We start from the raw sequence: 21154 nt of genomic DNA, 5'->3' as shown, positions 1-21154 counted from the left end.
TCCTTCACATTTTGCCAGTTACAACAGTCAGGTCACCCAGCTGCTGGAAGGCCATATAGACGAAGGGAAGCAGTAAATATAAGGTGAACGTTGCCTGCATCGGCAAGAACCCAAACATTTTACCCAGTGTACTTTTCCTGCTGATGACCTTCTCATAGTGCTCCTTGCGTTGATCCATCGCGAATGCCCTCTCCGCATCCATATCATCAAACGCCTTCTTCACTGGGATCAGATCGGCTGCAACCTGCAAGCGGTCTGCGAGCCGTTCGAGGGGAACGAAACGTGCGTCCTCCTTCAGATTCTCAATGGCACTCCAGCCTCCAGCCTCATAATCCAGCATGCAGCGCAGCAGCTGCCGCTCAAAAATATAGCTGTAACGATGCAGCCACTCTATCATTTCGTACACGCTGATATTTGGAAATTGAGACAGCATCATGGAAAGTGTATTGAAGCCATCCACCTCATTCTGCATTTCCCACTTTCGCAGCTGAGTACGAATGATTAAGTAAGCATCCGGAAGATAAAACCCTGCCACCGCCAGCCCAAAAGCCAGCAAAAGTTCATACCATTTGTAGTACTCCTCATGATATTGCTCTACCCTGTTCATTAACTGTGCAGCATAGGCATTCTGGTTCAGATTGTTCTGAAGGAAAGACTTATTCTCCGCTTTCTCCTGAATGTAGGGCAACATCTGATCCGGTGTAATATCCTTCGCTACCAGTTCTCCAATTAAAGTCTGCTCAAAAGCGTACCGTTCCTCGCTCAGCAGCTTCTGAGATTCTGTCTGATTGCCCCCTGTTGTAATCTGCTTATTGGGGTGCAAAATGTTGTGCTTGATATTGGCATGGATGGAAAATTGAAGCGATACGATCAGCATAAAGATAACTACTGCCGCTAATGTTTTCTGCAAAAAGAAGGCCTGTTGCGACAATCCGGAGTTAGCATCCTTCAATTTGCCGGCTACCTTGAAATGAAGAGGCTCATGTTCTGCCGGCGTGATTCGATCCACCAATTTAAAGATCCATTTTTTCTTCAGAATCCGTTTTAACCACTTACCCTCATCTTTGATAGATTGTGTATCTTCATCCACACCCTTGAGAATCCGCAAGGCAATAAACGATATTATGAACGTGATATAAAGTAAGATTAAAGAATATAACCCCCAGGCCGAATTGTAGTAATTAGATACAATAGGAAACATTCCCTCCGCCCAATTGCGGATTGGATCCAGCATGAATACGGGTGAAATGGCTACAAAAACGATACCATATAACAAACGATCGATTCGTTCACGCCGATTAATATCCATATGAATCTCTTCTCTGATATTGCCAAGCATCGATAGATAAATCGAACGCTCCCCTTTATGGATATCCGCATCGCCATATTCACCTATTTTGTAACTCACCCCAGCTAGTTGCTTCATATAACGGTTAGGTGCAATCTCATAATATTTCTGTAGTTCATCTTCCGGGTCCACCGCTGCCAGAATCCCGGCAATCTGCCGGGCATGCACGGCTACCATTGGTTTCGAACGTTCCGCAGAATTCTCCAAGCTGACTTGCACCATATGTGTCTGATGATATTCATGGCGAATATCCAGAATCATGGACGATTGGTCATATAACATCTGCTTTACTAAACGCCCAATGAAGAGATCACTAAGGACACCTCCAAGATAAACTGAGACTAGCATAATAGTCGCACGGCTTACCCACGATGAAGTCCAGAGGAATGAACTCAACGAAATGATCAGAATACAAGCAACAATCATTAGCGTCAGCGCAGCCGCGCGACTTCTGATCATGATTTCATTGCCTGCATGAACCAAGGTCAGACGCGAGCGCATCCGGTGAAGAAGTTTCTTCACTAATGGCAGTTCATCAAGTACCGGATAAGTTTTATGGGCCTGCTCCAACCATCTTTTTTCCTTTGTTCTCGTTGGCAGGAGAGCCTTTAGCCGCCTTTGCTCTTGATATTGTGTTCCCTTCAATTTACGCTGCACTATGTTAAGCAGCACAAGCAGGACAACCAGTAGCACTCCCGAGGTTCCCAAAATAATCAATAATAGGTTTTGCAGATTCATGCGGATTGCCCCCAATACTTCTCAAGAAATGCAGCGAATTCTAGTGCATCCTCTTCATCCATATTTTTGCGCATTTCATCGATTTTACGGCTGCTGATCGGATGCTTGGTCACGTATTCTCCGGCTTCCCACACAATGACATCCTTATAATCATAGGAACGCCGATCTGTCATCCGGCCAAAGTATTCGGTCACGGTATCCATAAAAGCATCCAGCTTGTCCGTAATATTCTCAGGATCCTTGTAGTTCTGAGGATATTCGAACTGGGGATCTGCCGGAATAATCTCTGTAATCCGTTCGATATATCTTTTCCCAGCACGTAGTACCAGATGAACGTTGAAACCAAGCGCCTCAACAACCTGAACCTCAGCAATTTTCTCATTACTGAAAGCTCCCGATGCAATAAGACTGTTGCGCAAAGCGCTGACCAAATTGGGCAGTGTTTTGCCGTGGTGTGTAAACAATGTATATTCAGAAGCTACCTGGGCTGCCTGAATCACATAACTGACCACACTATGAGTAGCCGCCTCACCGACGATATTCACAGCGCCATCCGTTTTTTTCTGCACATCCAGCCCATCCTGCCCACTAACGGAGGGGGTTTCTCTAAAGGATAAAATATTTTTACCCGGATACATTTTTCTCGCCCAGATCTCGAAGGAAGTCTCCTGAATCCGGATATTCTTCGCATCAATATATTTGATCAGTGCCTTAAGCAGCGTTGTTTTCCCCGAGCCCTGTCTGCCAGTGATGGCGGTGACCTGATGGCCCAAGATGAGAAAAATAAGCATATCAATCGCAAGCTGTGCCCCTTGATCTTGGATCTGCTGATCCAATTCCACGAGCGAATCGTTAAATTTGCGGACAAAAAAAGCCCAGCTTTCAGCCATTTTGGGCCGCACAACCACGACCCGGCTGCCATCAGCCATATCGTTGATGATATAACCCTTGGATTCATTTAATTGCCCAGGATTACCAAACCCATAGATATTTTGGCAAACCCGCTTAAGCTCCTTCTCAGAACCAAAACTTAAGAATTCCAGGTGAAGCGATTTTCCGCGGTAGAATGTCCATACCGCATCATAGGATTGTGGAATAAAATGCTGCTGCTTCGTATATTCCAGAAAATCTGTAGTCTGCACGACATCAGGAGGCATGCCACTTGTTCCTCCATTAACTCCGTCGATGTTCTGATCTCGAAGCTCATCAATAACGCCGAGCCCCTTATAAATTTGATAAGCTCTCTGAACAATAATTTCAATCTTGTCCTGGATAGACAATCTCGGCTGCTCTGACTGATAGATATGGCGAATCTGTTCTTCGGTGATCTTATACCCCTTAGATCCATCAGGCAGCTTTTGCAATGTGTCCAGGCTATATTTGCTTACTATTACATTAAATGCATTCTGACCATGATCTTTTTTGAAAACATAAAGCAAGATATCGAAGCAATCCTGTGAAGTCAATCGATTCGTATGGCCGAAGCTGATAATCTTATCTACATTTCCTTCATCCAGACCGTAGGTCTGAACTAATAGATCCTTCATATAAAGCTTCACATATTTCTTAGCGGAAAGATCACCGTGCATGCAACTTCGGAGCGCTTTCTGCAATTCCCTTCTCCGCGCCTTCCGACGGTTGTATTCCTCCTCACTTGGGCTACCTTCATAAAGAGACGCCGCTATAATCTCCTCAAAAGCCCTTCTCAGAAACTGCACGATTTCATTCATATCATATTTCAGTTGGACGGAAGGTGGAGCAGCATCCTTACGTCTGCCCAGCCATAAGTACAGGAACACTCCAATAGCTATCAGGACTACAAAGATCAGAATCAGATTAATCATTCGCAGCATCCACTTCCGATACTGGAGAAATCTCCAGCATCCGGAGAATAAGCTGTCCCATATGTCGTACCGCCTCAGTGAAGTTTCCGTCCTCACTAAACTCCAGAAAACGGGATTTAGCTTCTCTTGCCTTCAATAGAAACTGAACAAAACGCCGTTCATTTTGAGCATCCATATAACCAATATGATGTGGGATAACACCTACTGCTTTTTTCTTCAATTCATACAGCTTAATAATTCTCTCTTTATTGAACCTGGAGCTGCGCTCATAAGCCCCAATACAATAGAGGACTGACTTATGACTCGGCACAGGAGCTTTGTTTTTGTTCAAAAAATAGGAATCCAGACTTACCTGATTCTGATTTAGGTTAACCACAATCAAATCTGCCTGTTCCATAACCAGAGATACGACCTCCGGATCATCTTCGGAGGAGAGGTCCACAAATAACAAATCATAAAACCTGCGATAATCCTTGAAGATATGCGGAAGCAAGAGCTTTGACTCATGTTTCTCAGCACTCATAGATCCACTAAGCAGTTCCAACCGATCTTTAAGAATGGACTCCGCATGATCTCTAATTCCTTCAGGTGTAAGCATTCCACACTGCACTAATCTCTCAATCGCATCCATTCCACCTGTGGTCTTCGCAGATTGAAGCGTTGTTCTTGTCTGTGAGAACAAATGCTCAAGCACACCTTGCTCCAAATGCGTATGTGTCATTAACACGCGGATATGATGATCTAGCGCTATGGTAGCCGCAATAGCTGCCATATTCGAAGTTGTTCTCCCCTGCCCTTGAGCAGGTCCCCAGAAAGCCACTAGCACAATTACCTACCCCCGTTTCCTTGCATACTGCCACAGCTTCTTGATGTCTTGCTTTGGAACATCGCAAATTCCAATCAAAAAGTCATTTACAGCTTCGGCAAAATCCTTATCTACCTTAAGATCCACCCTTCCATCATGGACCCAATTAATTCTTCGCTCCGGACTACTGATGTAACTGATTTTCGAAGTAATCACTGGATAATATTTATCCACATACTTCAGCCCAAGTCCGCATTCTTCTTCTATGACAAGCAGTACAGTAGGCATCCGTTTCTGATCCAGCAACTTATCTACGTTCTCCATAGACTGACGGTCATAGGTAGTCGCGAAGACAATAATCTCCTCCTTAAGACCCTCAGGATACCCATTATGCCAGTCATACAGAACGATATCCGGTTTGTCAGCTACGGTTGAATCTGCAATCTTTATACCAGACACTTCGCCTTCAAAATACTGATAATTCCTGCTGTTATCCGAAATAATCATGACATCGTTGTTGAAATAATTTCTCAACAGAATAGCCGCTGCCAGTATGAAATCATGCTTCTCGCAATCCCCTGCAACAACAATGTGCAAATCGGTCACTCTCCTTCCAGCAGACTGTCATCTGTGGCTGCTTCTTTATTCGTCACACCCGTTGAACTCTGGTCTGCACTTGAATCGATCGGCGCTTGATTGGTCCGATCTATCACTCCGTTCACGGATTGGCTGTCATCAACTTTTGCAGCCTCCTCTGCTGCCGCCGCTCCCTGCACAGCCTTTCTCTGGATCACACCACTGCCGCTTGGTGCCTGTGCTCCCACACGAATTCTATCTTCATCCTCCATAACTTCGAGACGTTTCTCCAGTTCCTTACGAAGATTGGCAGCAAGACTCCACTTGGCCTGATCTATAATGAAAGGATTATCCTTAATTACTCCAAGTACATCCAGATTAGGGACATAATTGACTACAGGTTCAGGCTGAAGCTCCGGTTCTACGTACTGTTTCATATACAGCTCTGCGTTATTTATGTATGCATCCACCAGGGCAGCTTGCAGGAGCTGTGCTTCTTCTTCATTGTCATTAAAAAATGTATATTGATTCGCTAAATCTACGTCCTTCAGCGACTTCTTTCCTACTACTATGTAATCCTCGCCATTTGGAAAAACTATCCGAATATCTACGACATCTTTTTTCGTTAACCGAAGCGGCAGTTTAATATATTCAGTCTCTTCTTTTCGTTCTGAAGGCTCCAATCTCGCTTCATCACGTATCATTTCAGTAGTTACCGCTGTGCCTGATAATGCATCAATCTTCAAGTACTTACCAACAATTGCTTTAGACTCGCTGATCAGATTATCCGGTGAGGAGAATTTGGGTAGCTTCTCTTCCATTACATCCTCAGCAGTAATCACCTCTCCAGCTAGCTTTGGAGATATCAATACATAGGCTGTCTGGGATTGGTCCATATAGCGCTGCAAGACTTCATCTTTATCATTCAGCTGTTCTTCGTAAGCTGCCCGCTCATCGATCAGCTTAGCGTTATAATGGCGATAAGTTGCAAACCATACCCCGGATGTGGCAACGGCAACAAGACAACCTGATAGGATCGTATATCTCAGTATTTTTTTCCGCTTACGTATTGCCACTTCAAGACCTCATTTCCATCCCTATTTAATTTTCCCTGTAGATTTTGCGGCTGCGGCTGCGGCCGCCGCTGCCGCTGCTGCCCGTTCGGAGGCTTGTCTTTCAGCTTCCTTAATTCTGGCTGCCTCTGCTCTCTCTTCCTCCACCTGCAATTTATCTGCATAGTTCATCATATTTGCTTCAATTTGGGCTATGGCAGCTTTAAATTCGTTCATTTTCTTAATCCATTCCTCACAATGCTGCTTAAACTCTTCCCCACCCAAATCTACCCAATAACCAGACACTCCTGTGATTGCCGCTCTCATCTTATCGCTGCACTCCTGGGCAGGGGAGAGAAGTCGATGGCAATCAAAAGCAATGCCCCTAACCATACCTGAATTCATACCCAGCCTCCTGATTTATAATTATCGGCTCTCCGGAACGAATGAAAATCCTATGCCTATTAATAACAAGGTCACAAATAAGACCATCCCAACAATTCCCCAGAGCAACGTTTGCTTGCGAAAGAGCTTTTTCTGAACGGTCAGCAGCTTCATTACCCATTCAACAGCCGCTTTATCTGGATACAAAGGATCTTGATGTGCAGGCATCAGAGTCGTTTGAATTTCTGCAAAATCCTTTTTCAACATTTGTAATACTTCCTGATGTCCATTTTCCAGCAGTAACCTGCACCGCTTGCGCTCATAAGGATTAAGGGTGTTCAGCTTCTCTTTCAGCAGTTCATACTTCCACATAGCCCCGTTGCCTATCAAAATAGGAATTTGCGAGTTCCACCACAGCTCGAGTCCGCTGGTGCCCTTCCGCTCCCGATGGATATCTACCCATAGAATGATATGCGTGAACTCACTGGCCAAAAGCTCCGAAATATCCCACGAATACCCTCTGCGGTAGAAAGTGACTCCTTCATATTCGAACATGGTAGAAACCGAATCTTCTTTCTCCCCCTTAAAAACAATCTGTTCAAGCGAACTGATTTCGGGCCTGTCATCTCCGCATACCAGAGGCTTCCAGCCCAGTTCTGCCAGACCCGCAGCCAGCAGAAATGCCGCCGCACCTACATCTTCTTCCCCTCCGACACCACAAACTCCGATGACAAGTGGTACATTGCTGCCCAGAATTCTCGTACTTGCTGCTGGCATCGACTCTTCTTCTACCGGAATAGATTGTTCCAGACTCTCCAGCGTTTCCGCTTCGGCTAATGACGGGGTCTCCTTTCTGGCCGGAGGCCCCAGTCTAGGCGGGGTTGATCCTGCTGAAGAGCGAGGAGCAACGGAAGGTCTCCTGTTGGCGGCATCTGCTACAGTTCTGGAACCGGCCGCCACTGGCTGTGGACGGGTAAGCGACTCCACCGGTCTCGGAGGAGCAGACGGTGCCTCTTCCACTGCCGCGTCAGAAGCTGCTCTTGATGATGAGCCTTTAAACGATGCAAAAAGGCCTTTCTTTTTCCCCAGGATATGATAATAATCCCTTGTAGTTTTTTTCTCTTTGATCCAGTTTAGAAGATCATCGCCCTGGAATTCCGTAGTGAACTGAAGATCATGTATATTCATATTTACAAGGGTCCGTATAAATTCAATATCCGTTTGCAGCACCGGGTCTAACTGAACAATCAGCCGCGTATGTTTAAGATATTTGCGGATCAGTGTCATGAAACTGATAATATCCGCAGCCTTGACCGGTGTGCCCAGACCCGCGCCGCCCTCCATAATTACAATGGATGAAGGATCAACTTCCTTGCTACTGAAACCACTTATAAAACTATGTAATGTAGAATGTTTACCGGAAATTACATAACCCTCATGTTCCAGCGACCTGGATAGCAGCATTATAAGTTCAGGCGAGCAGACTAAGTGTACGCTTTTCATAGGAATCCTCCTTTACGATCTCCCAGCTCAATAGGGTAAAATACGAACTATGGCTCCGTCCCCTTGTATAATCTCTGCGAGAACAGCATGCGGCCCCAACTCCATCCATTCTTCGCCCGTACGGCTGGCTTCACATTTAAATTCCCAGTTATCCGGAAGCCAGTTGGCTTGCTTAAGTAGCTCGATACATTGCCCTGTAGAAATAGAAAGAGAGACTTCCAAATCCAAATACTTCTCTCTTTCACCTTTAAATACAAAAGTAGTCAGTGCAGTTGACATAGTCTGATCCCCCAGATTTGTTAAGCTTCTTGCAGCCAATTACATAACTCATTAACTACTGCAGGCAAGGATTGCGTGGTTTGACTGACGTCTTCTTCCACCCCACGCAGCAGCCACATTTGTTCTTCATGAATCAACAGGTTCAGTTCGCGAATCACCTGTGCCTCCTCAGTAATGCATTGGATTTCTGCCAAGGAAGTTATGAATGCACCTGCTTGAAGAGATTTCCCCATCCACGTTTCAAGATCTACTTCTTTATTTATCGCTTTTTGTAATTTTTCTTTATCGCTCAATTCCCACACTAAAGGGATTCTTTCAATGACCTGATACATCAGCTCATGTAGTGCATAAATCTCCTGAAGCTTATAGGTGTTACTTTCCGGCTGATGCTCAAGTTCAAACCAAACTTCATCCTGAACAAAATAGAAGACCTTGCAAGTCTGCTGATTTGTATGCATAAGCTGGCAATAATAAGATTTGCAACTGGATGCAACAGCGATACCTCTATGAAGCACTTCATTCACTTTGGCGAGCCCCACAAAATCAACCTCTAAATATCCCTTCACTTCCAGCGACCTCATCTGTGTATCCATTAGGGAGCGTAAATTGCGCTCCGATTCACCTTTAAGATCGATTTCCAGACCTGGAAAACTGGTTCCTCCTATTAAAGCAGTTAAATAGATAATTTCTAAAGGATGCAATTCAAATATTTCACGAGCCGGCTTCATCGCTTTCTTCACCTGCTTATCTATAGTTCTGTAATCATTTTGAGGCGTGAAATGGATCCCTCTGTTAGCAGCATCGCTTCAGTATTGTCCAACACCTCGTTCAGCTCATGGTATTCCAAACCCTCGAGTAGTGGTGCATAAGACAAATGATCGTTGGGTCTTCCATCGGACAACAATGCATGTCCACTGTTAATCAGTTCACCGGCAAAATCAGTGACCAATTGCATTTGACTCAGTTCAAACGAATCGCTGCCGACCAGCAGCATTACACCAAGTCCACCGCCAAACCTCGCTATCCGCTCCAAATGATCCAGTGAATCATTCTCCATCAGATCAAAAGCAGACTTAAGATGAGGCATTACAATGACAAGAAGCGGGTACTTAGACAGAATATACTCAGCCTCGTCAAATTCTTCACGGTTTTGGACATCTGCAAAAGCTTGCCGGGCATCATTTTTCCTTAGTTGCAGCTGATTCACCAAGGATTGTGTGAGCTGTAAAAACTCCTCAGCTGTACTCATATAGCGGGTAATCGTTGAACTAGCTTTCAGGCTTGGTATACTGACAACACCACTGTCAAACAGATGGAATTCCATGTTTATTTCGCCTGCCGATTTATCAAGAACTTGTATTAAGGCGTTAAATCTAAAGTCCACATACTTTTGAGTGGTGTAAGACACTACAAAATTGCTAACCTGCTTTACATTAATCTCTACCGGAAGTGTAGTATCCCAATCCAGCCCAAGCGGTACCAGATAATTCCCTTGCGGTTGTTCCTTATGCACACGTTCCAAAAGCTCTGCCAGTGAAAGCTTGTCCGGGATCACTGAAATTCCTACAGGATTATTCACACCTGCCACTGCTTTCATCTCCGAACTAATCCGGCGGAGAGAGGCAGCAATCTGATCATCCGAGCTGCCATCCACAGGAAGCGCGGTATGAAATTCCAAAATCCGGTTATCTTTGAGCAGTCCGCGGCCTACGGTATTCGTTGGCTCCATCCCTTCTGTTCTGCCCAGAATACTGGAATAATCCAATCTATCAGACATTTGATATACTAGAGCCTGCTTAATATTCTGGCTGATTCGGTAAGGATAAGAGGTTACAGCATTGGCAGCGAACACGAAGTATATCCCGTAATTACCACCTTCACGCACCAACTTGGAAAGCTCTAAGATAAAGTCATCATATGCTTCTGAGAATCCTGTGTAATTATCGAGCAGAATAACAATGTAAGGAACCTTCTCTCCAGTGGCCGCACTGTAAGAGACCAAATTGCTGATTCCAAGCTGAGAAAACTTACGTTTGCGTTCATCCAGTTGGGACAACAACCAACTGATCAGTTTTCCAAGCTTTTGTTCGTCCTCTGGAAAAATAATATCCCCTACATGTGGAAGCTCGTGGAATACTCCCAAGGTACGTGTACCAAAATCCAATATATAGAAATGAACGTAATCAGGTTCATATTTCAAGGCGAGGGACATGATAATTGTCTTTAACAGTGTTGTCTTACCACTGCTCGGTGCTCCATAAACCAGTAAATGTCCGTCCTGATTAAAATTAATATCCAGATTGTATTGCTCCTGATCTGACGGATTATCAATTCGTCCAACGGTGGCAATAAGATTCTGATCTGGCTGCTTCCATGATTGCCCATCCCAGATCTGATTCTGATCCATAACATCTGCTAAAGTCATGGTCTCCGGAAGTGGAGGCAGCCACAGCTGAAAGGCCTCTCCGATCGATTGCTCAGCAGAAATGGCAGCTATATGATTAACCACAGCCTGCAGCTCACTCAGTTTTGAGACATCATCACTGTTTTTCCCCTTCGGAATCAGGGCTCTGCGTTCACCACTTAGTGAAACGATATCCATCTTGGGACTTCCATCCTGATCTGTCTCCCCAGCTTGATAAGGCGCTCCGCTCCAGGAGGATTGGAACAAAGTGAATACTTCATTATTACCAACTTGCAAATACCCACGGCCTTTTTCTTTGATCTCTGCTGCCTCCGTGCGTTTTAGCATCTCCTGACTATCCGAAGGTGTCTGGACCTTCAGGCATAATTTGAATCTGGAGTTACTCCAGATCTGGTCATCGACTACACCAGAAGGTTTTTGTGTTGCCAATATTAAGTGAATCCCCAAGCTTCTTCCGACCCGTGCCGCACTGACCAGCTCTTTCATAAATTCCGGTTGATCTGATTTAAGTTCTGCGAACTCATCCACCACTATGATCAAATGCGGCAAGGGAAGGTTAACTTCCTTATTGCGGTAAAGAACGATGTAATTATCAATGCTGGTCACTCCGGCTTCACTGAACAGTCGCTGTCTCCGCAAAAGCTCACTTTTGATGGAGGCAAGAGCCCGATTGATCTGATTACCACCAAGATTGGTGATTGTTCCCACCAGATGTGGAAGCCCAAGAAAAGCGTTAGCCATCCCTCCACCCTTATAGTCAATCAGTACAAAAGCAATCTCATGCGGATGATAATTTACCGCCAGACCCAAAAGTAGGGACTGAAGCAGCTCACTTTTCCCCGATCCGGTGGTGCCGGCTACTAGACCATGTGGGCCATAGCTTTTTTCGTGCATATCGAACAAAAGAAATTTACCACCTGTCCCGAGCCCCAGAGGAATGGACATGGTACGGTTAGCCTGGTTTTTTGACCAGCGCTCCATTACGTTTAGAGACTCTACCTGCTCAACCTCAAAGCTCTCTAGAAAAGTAACCATTGGCGGGATATAGCTGTTATTTTGACCTTCTTTAATTCTGAGCGGAGACAAAGAACGGGCAAAAAACTCCGAATTTTTTTTATCCAGAGAATCGGCAGAAAAATAATCAGCTAAATGACTTAACAGCTGATTAGTATCTTTGCGAACCATCCCCTTACCGCCCTTAATTTCCAGAATAGCCTGGCAATTCAGCGGCAGCGCAACATCAATCTTCTCTGATGTAAAAATGCTGGTCACTCCAAGTGAAGCATTGCCCGAGAGCAAATACTTCATCATATCCGTGCTGTCCCACAGTTCAGGAGCAAAAACCAGAAAAACATAATGTGGGGCCTGCATTGGCTGTAGTCCATAACCATTCTTGCTGTTTTCTTCTCTTTTTCTAAGCTCCGGAAGTAATTCATCCGCAATATTAGAGGCATCAAAGGATGTTGTAGCCAAACTTCTCTGGCTTCGATCTTTATTCCATGTATGGGGCAGCCATTTTAACCATTCCCAGTGTTCCAGATCATCAGGCTGCATCACGCAGATTACCCTTACATCATCGTAGCCTTGGTGTGTTGTTAAATGAACCAGGATAGCATTGAGGAAATCACGAACCTCCTGCTGTTTGCCGTATATTCCAAGCGTATTAATATTCCTTAACGGTATGTAGACTGGAATGTCTCGTACAAAATACATCTCTTCGCATATTTTACTGGCGATTTCTTCAAGTGGGTTGTCGTCATCAATTGCTTTCGCTTTTGAGCTATATGTTGGCACCAGAGCAATCGGCTGGATTCCAGCACCAACCCGGAGATTCAGAAAATCATCTTCAATTCCTGTTTTTTCCCACAGCTGCTTGCTTCTCCCCCGTACGATTTCAACACAAGATTGAATACTTGGATGGATATATGTATAGGCTTCTCGCTGCGTACTCGCGGCACTTTGTAAATCATTACGAACCTGAAATAAGTAGTTGAGATATTTCTTTTCAAGTTTTTTGTTCTGTTCATGATGTTTTTTCACACTAGATTTATAATTTAAAATTGAAACCATGACCGTCAGAAGAGTCATACCCATGGTTGATATCAGCATGGTAAATGACCTGGTCAATGTTGACATAAATATAGAGATGACTAACATCCCGATGGGGGGGACTATAATCGTCAACCATGAGAAGGTTGGTTTTCCCGATGGCCGGGCAGGATCCTCCAAAACCAATTCACCTTCCGGGTAATTTGGTTTAATTCGAGGGGTTCTTTGTACCTGATTGGTTAGCTTTTCTTGAGCACTCATCTTTTTCATCACCACTGGATAGGAATTTTGGATTAACAAGAAATAATAGTGTAAATTTTAAATAAAATATAAATTTTTTTCCATTTCAGGATATACATACTGCATTATCGGTTTGAAGACTGAATAGTTTATATTTTCCATAACATTTTTTGCTAAAATGGTTCAAAGATCCCCAATAAATAACCATTATTTTCATAATAGTAAAATTACTAGTGTATATAGATCCAGTTCTAAGGTCACCTCATCGTACTTTTCTTTTAGTTCAATTTAAGACATTTGGCACATTTACTTTTTCAAGGTTGTTCATTACTCCTATCCACTTCCATTGCTAAATAGAAGATTTCAAAGCTTTACTTTGAAATCAACATTCCATAATAGATCCTATGAATCAGAATATTTCTATCAAATTGAAGGAAACTTATGTTCTTAGAAGGAATTTAACTTGGGAGAGAACCAGGAAGTTGCTGCTGACTCTAACTATTTCTCAAAACAAATAAGCAACCTCATAAGAGGCTGCTTGGTTTCAATAGTTTGACTACGATTTGTTATGTATGCTCTAATATAAATGAAGGGTGGAGCTGCATGTTATCATTTTTACTAACTTTAAAACGTTTATTCTCGGGCTTATGGAAAGCGCTCAAACGTAAAAATTTCCAAGCATTATTCTTATTAGTTTTGATGACGCTGTTGTCCGGAACCATTTTTTATGTCAAACAGGAAGGTTTGTCTGTCCTGGATGCTATTTATTTCTGCGTTGCAACGCTTAGTACATTAGGTCATCCAACATTTGTTCCCCAGACAGCACTCGGAAAAATATTTACGATCGTTTACATTATTGCAGGCACAGGGTTGTTCTTGGGAATGATCGGGTATATCGCTTATGAACTGATCAAACAAACCGATAAAGATAACAATTAAATAATGGAATCCAAACTCATGACAGTATTAAGAGCCTTGTTAGCCGAAGCTAATGAGGCTCTTTTTTTCAAATAATCGCTTATATACTAACTTTCACCTAACTAAATCACATTTTTCATCTCATGTCACCCTTTAATTTTCGAGCAATAATTCATCGGTAAAGAAAATCGAGACCATTAATATTCATCTCTGGCGATCCTCAAATAAATAAAAAAGACCGTCTCTATTAGAGCGGTCGAAAATTTTAGAGCAAATTTGTAATAGATAAATTCACTCAAAAGAATTGCCCCCTATTACTTCATGGTGTAAAATATACTTTCGTTTAATTTGATAAAGGGGGCTTTAAATTTTAATGACTTTATTTCTTACATACGTTTTGCTCGGCTTTTCCATCGCTCTACCTGTAGGTACCATTACCATTGAAATGACCAAACAAGGCTTAAAAAATGGCTTTATGCATGGTTGGATTGTTGGCCTCGGGGGAATGACTATCGACCTCTTCCTAATTCTAGGCTTATACCTGGGTCTAGCCTCTATTCTTTCCATGCCTATCATACAAGTAATCATGTGGTTAGTTGGAGCTTTCTTCCTATGCTACGTTGGATATGACAGCATCAAGAATGCAGATCATGATATTTCCCTTGGAGGAGAGAAGACGTCCAAATCGCTGTTCTCTTCTTACAAAAATGGTTTGCTAGTGGCGATCTCACCAGGAAACCTGGTATTTTGGGTTAGTGTCTTTGGTACCGTATTGTCCGACTCCTTTGACCGTACTAATACGGGCAGCTTTTTGCTAGTGGGATTAGGTATCCTGATTGGTATCCTGCTCCATGATATTGGCCTGATGACGATTGTATCCACCACACGAAAAGCAATGAACCGGACGGCTATTAAATGGGTGACTATCAGCGCAGGTGTTGTATTAATCGGCTTTGGCGGGTATTTCTTCTATCAATTCCTGCGGAGCCTCCATATTTTTTAACGTAAAAAAGCCGTTCTCTTTTAAAAGAGAACGGCTTTAAATGTCTTTTTCACAGAAATCCTTAGAACACCCGCTTCTGATTCCGATCATCAATAATAATCTGCACCGCTTCCTTAAACCGTAATGCATGCACAATCTCCCGCTCCCGCAGGAACTTAAGGCTATCCTGCAGATCCACGTCATCCGTCATGTCAATCAGCCACTGATATGTAGCCCGGGCTTTTTCCTCAGCCGCAATGTCTTCATAAAGGTCTGCCAGCGGATCTCCCTTAGCTTGAATATAGGCTGCGGTGAATGGAACTCCACTAGCATCCGTGTAGAACAGGGCATGATCATGCGCTACAAAATGTGGCCCTAATCCCGCTTCCTCTAATTCACATACCGAAGCATCCTTCGTCAGCTTGTAGATCATCGTGGCAATCATCTCAAGGTGAGCGAATTCCTCAGTAGAAATATCGTTCAACACGCCAATAACTTTATCTGGAATCGTGTATCTTTGATTCATATAGCGTAGTGCAGCGGCGAGCTCGCCATCTGCGCCTCCGTATTGCTCACTCAAATAACGCGCCATCCGGACATCACATTTACCCACCCGTACCGGATATTGCAGTTTTTTTTCGTATATCCACATTCGGGAACTTCCCTCCTCTAGAAAAATAGTTCCTTACGGTTATACTCCTCTTACACCTGCCAAGGCCAAGGGGGTTGATTCCATTCCCATGGACATTTAGAATATGCGCGGCCAAAATTCTGCAGCGGGCCATATAACTCCTGAAAATGATTCGCTAGCTTAGTTCGTTCCAGCGTAAGCTGATTAAATTGTTCAATACTTCTCAGATCGTCAGGATGCGTATTTAGGTATAAGTTCAACTCCACTAAGGCAAAATCAAGGGTCTGCAACTGTTCAAGCAATTCATAATAACGTTGGTCGCAAGGATTTGCCTCCATAGTCTATTTCCCTCCTCCTTTGCACTTGGATTCATACGGACTAAATAGTGCTGGCCAGAGCGTTCCATACTTCAGAGCCTCCTGCAAACTAAACTGTGGCAAATCGGGCGGCTGAAAGGTGATAAATTGATTGGGTGGAACTACATACGTCTTGAACGGCACCGGTGGGCAAGGATCAAACGGGCCCCTAAAGGGGGTATACCTCCGCAGCTGTGATTCCATCTTTTTTGTACCTCCTTTGTTCCTGTTCCTTCTTTAAAGACTCTGAACATTACTCCCTTAGCTAACTTATGACAGCAGGACACAATATAAAACGTTATTCACAAAAAAAGCCCATTAGCAATTTTTTTTGTGCAATGTGCATGACAAATAAGCTGTCTCCGGAAAAGTACCGAAAACAGCTTATAACTTGGGTTTTTTAGTATTCAGCTTAGGGCTTCGCTCTTTTGAACGAATCTTCGTGGGTAATCTCAAGGATATCCAACATAAATACAAAGATAGGAATACCAAGAATAAGTCCCCAGACACCCATATAATGCTCAGAGAACAACAACACGCTAAAGGTGAAAAACATCGGCAAATTCATTTTTGTGGACATCAACTTAGGATTCAAGAAATAGCCTTCGATAAAATGCAACACCGCAATAATCGCCAGCACATATGTAACTGTTATCAGACCGCCGATGTTGTAACCAATTATTAAAAGCGGAATGAGCGAAATCAAAAAACCAACCACCGGAATGAGACTGAGCAGAAAAATCAAAATCGCTAGGGCAAATAAATACGGGAAGTTAAGCAGCCACAAGCCAATAACAGTAAGACAGGTATTGAACATGGCAATGAGAATTTGCGCTTCAATTACTTTTCCAAAGGAAACGATGAATTTTCGGCTGAAATACTCCAGATCTATATAAAACCAGGCAATCCTGCTCTCTCTCATCCTAGAAGTGAAACTGACGACCCGGTTCTTCTCCAGAATAAACACAAAGCTTAAAATGGTTGATAGAACGAAAGTTGCACCCCAGTTGCTAACCTGCAGCACATAATCGATGCCTCTTTTGATATAGGACTGATAGTTAAGGTCCCTGAGAATATCATACAAATATAATGTAATCTTGTTCTGCGGAAGATCCTCTGATTTGAGATTGGTGAGGAAGATAGCTAATTGCTTAATCTGCTCCAATACTTTAGGAAGATATCTTGCAAGGGCCAGTACAATCAATGCGATTAAAGCAAGGTATAAAATGACAATAATCACCTTACTGTTAACCTTCATGAATTTACCAATTCGTTTACTGAGCACAATCTGAAAGCTGTTCATGACAAAAGCAATCAGAAACGTCAGCAACACCAGATTAAGCATCCCTCGAACCATGTACAGCAGCAACCCGATAAGTGCGAGAATAAAAAAGCGTCTGGTAGTACTATTTGCGTAGAATCGCTTGAATACATTCATTGATCTTGCTCCATTCAATTGCGATTAATAATGTTAAACTTCAATGGCTATAAAAAGGAAAGCTTAGCCCCCATAAAAAAGCCGATGGAAACAAAAAGAAGTGACCAGGTTAGCGCTCCTGCAGTCGTTATGAGTATATATTTTTTGAAAGACATAGCACTGATTCCAGAGATATAGCTCGATACATGCCTCAGACCTGGAATAAAATAAGCAATGAAAATCGCCCAGTTTCCGAACCGCAAAAACCATCTTTTCATACTGGCAAAACGCTTGGGAGTAAGGCCAACCCACTTGCCGAATTTTGCTACCACAGGTTGCCCTAGCCTTAGACCAATGGTATAGCTGATAAGCATTCCTGTGATAGATCCCATAAAACAAACCAATACAGAAAGAGAAAAATCCAAAACCATAACGGAGGATAAATAGCCTACAAACAGCATTAACACCTCATCAGGCACAGGAAGTCCGATAATCCCAAGTGCCATAAGGCCAAATATGGCTAAATATCCGTATTGTGAAATGAACTCTATAATCCAAGGCATGGGTGTATCACTTCCTGTTGAAGGATTTTTTAAGGGACGGAAATGGGATACGGCTGATCATCATTACGGACAGCAATGCCATTAATCCGATGACCAGTCCTGGTTTCATCCGTTCATCTAGTAAAGAAATCATCGACAGAATGACTCCAGCAGCAGTAATGGGCATCCCCACGAACCCTTTGGAAGGCGCCGACAGATTAAATCTGGCCAAACGAAGTGCGCCACAGATCAAAAAGAAAACTGCAGCTGCAGGTCCAATCCAGTCGGCATCTTCTAACCTATACAACAAGATAAGGAAGGTAGGCGCTAAACCAAATGATATAATATCCGCCAATGAGTCCAATTGTTTACCGAATTCACTAGTACATTGCAATATTCTTGCCAGTAATCCATCCAGTACATCGCATATTGCCGCGAGCAATATCATTAATAAAGCTAGGCTATATCGTTCTTGAATCGTAAAATACAAGGATAGTGATCCTAGTCCCAAGTTTCCGAGTGTGCACGTTGAAGGCAACCAGTTCAATTTCATACAATTTCACCCCTTTCATAGCAGTATTTCTGTTGATTCGGTTTAACCTTCAAAGGTCACAGTAAAGCTGACACCGTTCTCCGTATTTTTCACTGTATAAAGACAAGCGTGCATATCTAGTATTCGCTTTGCAATGGAAAGCCCCAGACCCGTACCGCCTGTCATTCGACTGCGGGATGGCTCCGACCGATAGAACCGTTCCCAGATCTGCTCCAGCTGATCTTCAGGGATTGATTCTCCTATATTTTGAATAGTGAATACAATAGTCTGGGCATGACTCTCAATATTGACAGTGATAGAACTTCTTTCTTCCGCATGCCTGATAGCATTGGTCATAAAATTTAGCATAACTTGTTCGATCCAGTTCACATCCGCATAGACCGGTAATTCATTCGCAGGAATAATGATGACCTCCAAATGTTTTTCACTCAGCAAGTGGACCAGCTTGTCTGTCACCTTTTCCGTCAGTTCACTTAACATAAAGGAAGATTTCCGTAGTTTAATCGTGCCCGACTCCAACCGCGCTAGATCTAGCATATTTTTAACAAGAAACTCCATTTTATCGGCTTCCTCAATAATCACCTTAATGTAGTGATCCTGCTTGCCGGCACTAACGCCGTCTTCCAAACCTTCAGCAAACCCTTTGATAATACTGAGGGGTGTCTTCAATTCATGGGAGGCGTTGGCAAAAAAGTCCTGCTGCATGATCTCCATTCTTTGCTTCTGCTCCATATCCTCAACTAGCTGCTGATTGGCCTCTCTTAACTCCCCTAAAGCAGAGTCCAGACTTAGTGATAAGGTGAACATGCTGTTAGAAAGGCTGCCTAGCTCATCCTTCTGCCGAATCGATGTGTCCCCTGTAAAGTCCAGAGAAACCATCCGTTTTGCTATCTTGTTTAACTTAATTAGCGGACGCGTTACCATTTTCGAGAAAAAGAGAGAAAGCACCAGAATCAGGACAAAGCCACCCATTCCCAGATATAAAAAGAACCAACGTAAGGCATCGTTCGAATCCTTAACTTCCTGTAATGAAGTGACTGTGAATAGTAATTCAATTTCTCCGTTACTTTGCTTCAGGGGCAGAATAACCACAGAATTGCGACTCCCACTCCAGGGAGCAACCCAGTCCTGCTTCTGTATTTTCAAATTTTTAAAGTCTTCTATCTGCGCTGGTGTCAAAGGAAACCATTCCTCAAGAGCCTCAAACAATATTCCCTGGCGGGGATTCCATATTTTTAAATCAGGCAGTACAACTTCTGCAACAGTACCAGATGCATGAATCGTCCCAGTCTCTCCCGTCTCCCCTATGGTTCCACCCCCTTTTTTTGTAATGCTTATGGGGTAGAGTATAACGGGTGAAGCACTGTCTTCATCCAGAAGTTCGCCTTCCACGCTCAACTGATCATCTACTTTAATGTTTGCTGCTCTCAGTGAATCTCCGTACTGATTCATGAATAGGGATAAAGAAACAACCATACTCTTCCCGTCATCATCGATTAGCTTTATATGAAATGGATCTTCTGAATTCATCTTTCCATCCAGCTTCAAAATAACCATTTGTGTTTTATTCCGCAGCATAAACCGGACAAGCTCCTGAGAGGTTCGGGTGCTTCCCCATGGCTCGCTTATATATCTTGCCGCAAAGCTCTTAAGGTGTTTCTCCACGCGGTGCTCTTTTTGCTTCTGATAGAAATTGTCAAACAACAGCAATTGGCTTAGAATCACCATGCCATAGAAGCAAAGGAAAAAGATAACGGTCATTACAAACAGTTTAAAAGTAATTCCCCGTCTTCTCATGCCTCTTCCTCGAACATGTATCCTGTGCCAATTACCGTACGAATAAAACGTGATTCATAACCCAATTTACTTCGCAGCTTTTTGATATGACTGTCCACAACTCTGGAATCTCCTTCAAATTCAATTCCCCAGATCCGACTTAGGATCGTATCCCTTGAAATGACAATCCCTTTATTTCGTATTAAAAGCCATAAAAGATCATATTCCTTAGGGGTAAGCTCCACTTCCGCATCTTCTACCTCCAACCGATGAGCCAAGGGATTGAACATCGCGGAACCAAATCTTATTATGCTAGATTCAGGCTGATGGGTGCCTTCAACCCGTTTCATAAGTGCATTTGCCCGGGCTACTAGCACCTTTGGACTAAATGGTTTTGTAACATAATCATCGGCTCCTAATTCAAAACCGTAGATTTTGTCGTCATCTGTAGACTTGGCGGTTAACAGAATGATGGGTACCGCTGATTTCTCACGAACTTCACGGCACACTTCAAAGCCATTCATAGCAGGCATCATGATATCCAGAATCAGCAGATCCGGCAGCAGTGAATCAAACCAAACCAATGCATCTTTTCCATTATCCGCTTCAAGTACCTCCCAATCATTCTGTAAGAAATAATCAGATACCAGTTCACGAATACGAATTTCATCCTCAACGAGAAGAAGTTTCTTTTTCAATCTAGACCCCGCTTTCAAACAATTAATAAACATTAGCA

The 21154-nt window shown here is 43.3% G+C and carries 20 protein-coding genes; 2 read left to right on the top strand and 18 right to left on the bottom strand.

Annotated elements, in window-relative coordinates; genetic code table 11:
- Positions 1-4 precede the first annotated feature (4 nt).
- The 10 genes from NST25_RS08910 to essC are packed head-to-tail and all read right to left on the bottom strand — an operon-like array spanning position 5 to position 13264.
- Positions 5-2086: a hypothetical protein gene (locus NST25_RS08910; RefSeq protein WP_076279378.1), complete on the bottom strand. Its 2082-nt coding sequence runs from the start codon at positions 2084-2086 to the stop codon at positions 5-7.
- Positions 2083-3930, bottom strand: coding sequence for an ATPase, T2SS/T4P/T4SS family (locus NST25_RS08905; protein ID WP_081387195.1), 1848 nt, complete (start codon positions 3928-3930; stop codon positions 2083-2085). Before NST25_RS08905 ends, NST25_RS08910 begins: the two co-directional genes overlap by 4 nt.
- The gene (locus tag NST25_RS08900) at positions 3923-4756 is read right to left on the bottom strand and encodes a hypothetical protein (RefSeq protein ID WP_339190285.1); all 834 of its coding nucleotides are present in this window, start codon (positions 4754-4756) and stop codon (positions 3923-3925) included. Before NST25_RS08900 ends, NST25_RS08905 begins: the two co-directional genes overlap by 8 nt.
- A gap of 6 nt (positions 4757-4762) precedes the next feature.
- Positions 4763-5332 carry a hypothetical protein gene (locus NST25_RS08895; protein WP_339190283.1) on the bottom strand — a complete coding sequence of 190 codons (570 nt, stop codon included), beginning with the start codon at positions 5330-5332 and terminating at the stop codon, positions 4763-4765.
- Between the two features lie 5 nt (positions 5333-5337).
- The gene (locus NST25_RS08890; protein WP_076219075.1) at positions 5338-6387 is read right to left on the bottom strand and encodes an SAF domain-containing protein; all 1050 of its coding nucleotides are present in this window, start codon (positions 6385-6387) and stop codon (positions 5338-5340) included.
- Between the two features lie 21 nt (positions 6388-6408).
- Positions 6409-6768, bottom strand: coding sequence for a hypothetical protein (locus tag NST25_RS08885; protein WP_076219074.1), 360 nt, complete (start codon positions 6766-6768; stop codon positions 6409-6411).
- Between the two features lie 21 nt (positions 6769-6789).
- Positions 6790-8250 (bottom strand): hypothetical protein, encoded by a 1461-nt coding sequence (locus NST25_RS08880; RefSeq protein WP_076219073.1) that lies wholly within the window; start codon positions 8248-8250, stop codon positions 6790-6792.
- 27 nt (positions 8251-8277) lie between these two features.
- Positions 8278-8529, bottom strand: coding sequence for a hypothetical protein (locus NST25_RS08875; RefSeq protein WP_076104573.1), 252 nt, complete (start codon positions 8527-8529; stop codon positions 8278-8280).
- Positions 8530-8549: 20 nt separating this feature from the next.
- Entirely contained in the window at positions 8550-9257 is a 708-nt protein-coding gene (locus NST25_RS08870; protein ID WP_076219072.1) for a hypothetical protein, read from the bottom strand.
- Between the two features lie 20 nt (positions 9258-9277).
- Positions 9278-13264, bottom strand: a complete 3987-nt coding sequence (essC, locus tag NST25_RS08865) for a type VII secretion protein EssC (RefSeq protein WP_076279385.1) — start codon at positions 13262-13264, stop codon at positions 9278-9280.
- 582 nt (positions 13265-13846) lie between these two features.
- On the opposite strand from essC, the gene NST25_RS08860 reads away from it, so the two are divergent.
- Both NST25_RS08860 and NST25_RS08855 read left to right on the top strand, forming a co-directional pair.
- Positions 13847-14182: a potassium channel family protein gene (locus NST25_RS08860; protein ID WP_076124810.1), complete on the top strand. Its 336-nt coding sequence runs from the start codon at positions 13847-13849 to the stop codon at positions 14180-14182.
- Between the two features lie 352 nt (positions 14183-14534).
- Positions 14535-15164 carry a LysE family transporter gene (locus NST25_RS08855; protein ID WP_076279386.1) on the top strand — a complete coding sequence of 210 codons (630 nt, stop codon included), beginning with the start codon at positions 14535-14537 and terminating at the stop codon, positions 15162-15164.
- 61 nt (positions 15165-15225) lie between these two features.
- Here the strand turns inward: NST25_RS08855 and NST25_RS08850 are convergent, their stop codons facing one another.
- The 8 genes from NST25_RS08850 to NST25_RS08815 form a co-directional block, all read right to left on the bottom strand.
- Positions 15226-15795, bottom strand: coding sequence for a manganese catalase family protein (locus NST25_RS08850; protein ID WP_036684067.1), 570 nt, complete (start codon positions 15793-15795; stop codon positions 15226-15228).
- A 50-nt stretch (positions 15796-15845) separates the two neighbouring features.
- A complete protein-coding gene (locus NST25_RS08845; RefSeq protein ID WP_036684069.1) occupies positions 15846-16112 on the bottom strand; it encodes a spore coat protein CotJB in 267 nt (88 codons plus the stop codon).
- Positions 16113-16115: 3 nt separating this feature from the next.
- Complete coding sequence (locus tag NST25_RS08840) at positions 16116-16334, bottom strand: spore coat associated protein CotJA (protein WP_036684070.1); 219 nt, start codon at positions 16332-16334, stop codon at positions 16116-16118.
- Between the two features lie 208 nt (positions 16335-16542).
- Positions 16543-17568 (bottom strand): AI-2E family transporter, encoded by a 1026-nt coding sequence (locus tag NST25_RS08835; RefSeq protein WP_340012184.1) that lies wholly within the window; start codon positions 17566-17568, stop codon positions 16543-16545.
- Positions 17569-17615: 47 nt separating this feature from the next.
- A complete protein-coding gene (locus NST25_RS08830; RefSeq protein WP_340012183.1) occupies positions 17616-18110 on the bottom strand; it encodes a DedA family protein in 495 nt (164 codons plus the stop codon).
- A 7-nt stretch (positions 18111-18117) separates the two neighbouring features.
- On the bottom strand, positions 18118-18642 hold the full coding sequence (gene pssA / locus NST25_RS08825) for a CDP-diacylglycerol--serine O-phosphatidyltransferase (protein ID WP_076301334.1): 525 nt from the start codon (positions 18640-18642) through the stop codon (positions 18118-18120).
- Positions 18643-18684: 42 nt separating this feature from the next.
- A complete protein-coding gene (locus tag NST25_RS08820) occupies positions 18685-20439 on the bottom strand; it encodes a HAMP domain-containing sensor histidine kinase (RefSeq protein ID WP_076187097.1) in 1755 nt (584 codons plus the stop codon).
- On the bottom strand, positions 20436-21116 hold the full coding sequence (locus NST25_RS08815; protein WP_340012181.1) for a response regulator transcription factor: 681 nt from the start codon (positions 21114-21116) through the stop codon (positions 20436-20438). Before NST25_RS08815 ends, NST25_RS08820 begins: the two co-directional genes overlap by 4 nt.
- Between the last annotated feature and the right edge of the window lie 38 nt (positions 21117-21154).

Origin of the sequence: Paenibacillus sp. FSL E2-0190, assembly GCF_037992965.1 — a bacterium.
Classification (GTDB): Bacteria; Bacillota; Bacilli; order Paenibacillales; family Paenibacillaceae; genus Paenibacillus_AQ; species Paenibacillus_AQ odorifer.
This window is presented reverse-complemented; position numbering and strand designations above follow the sequence as displayed.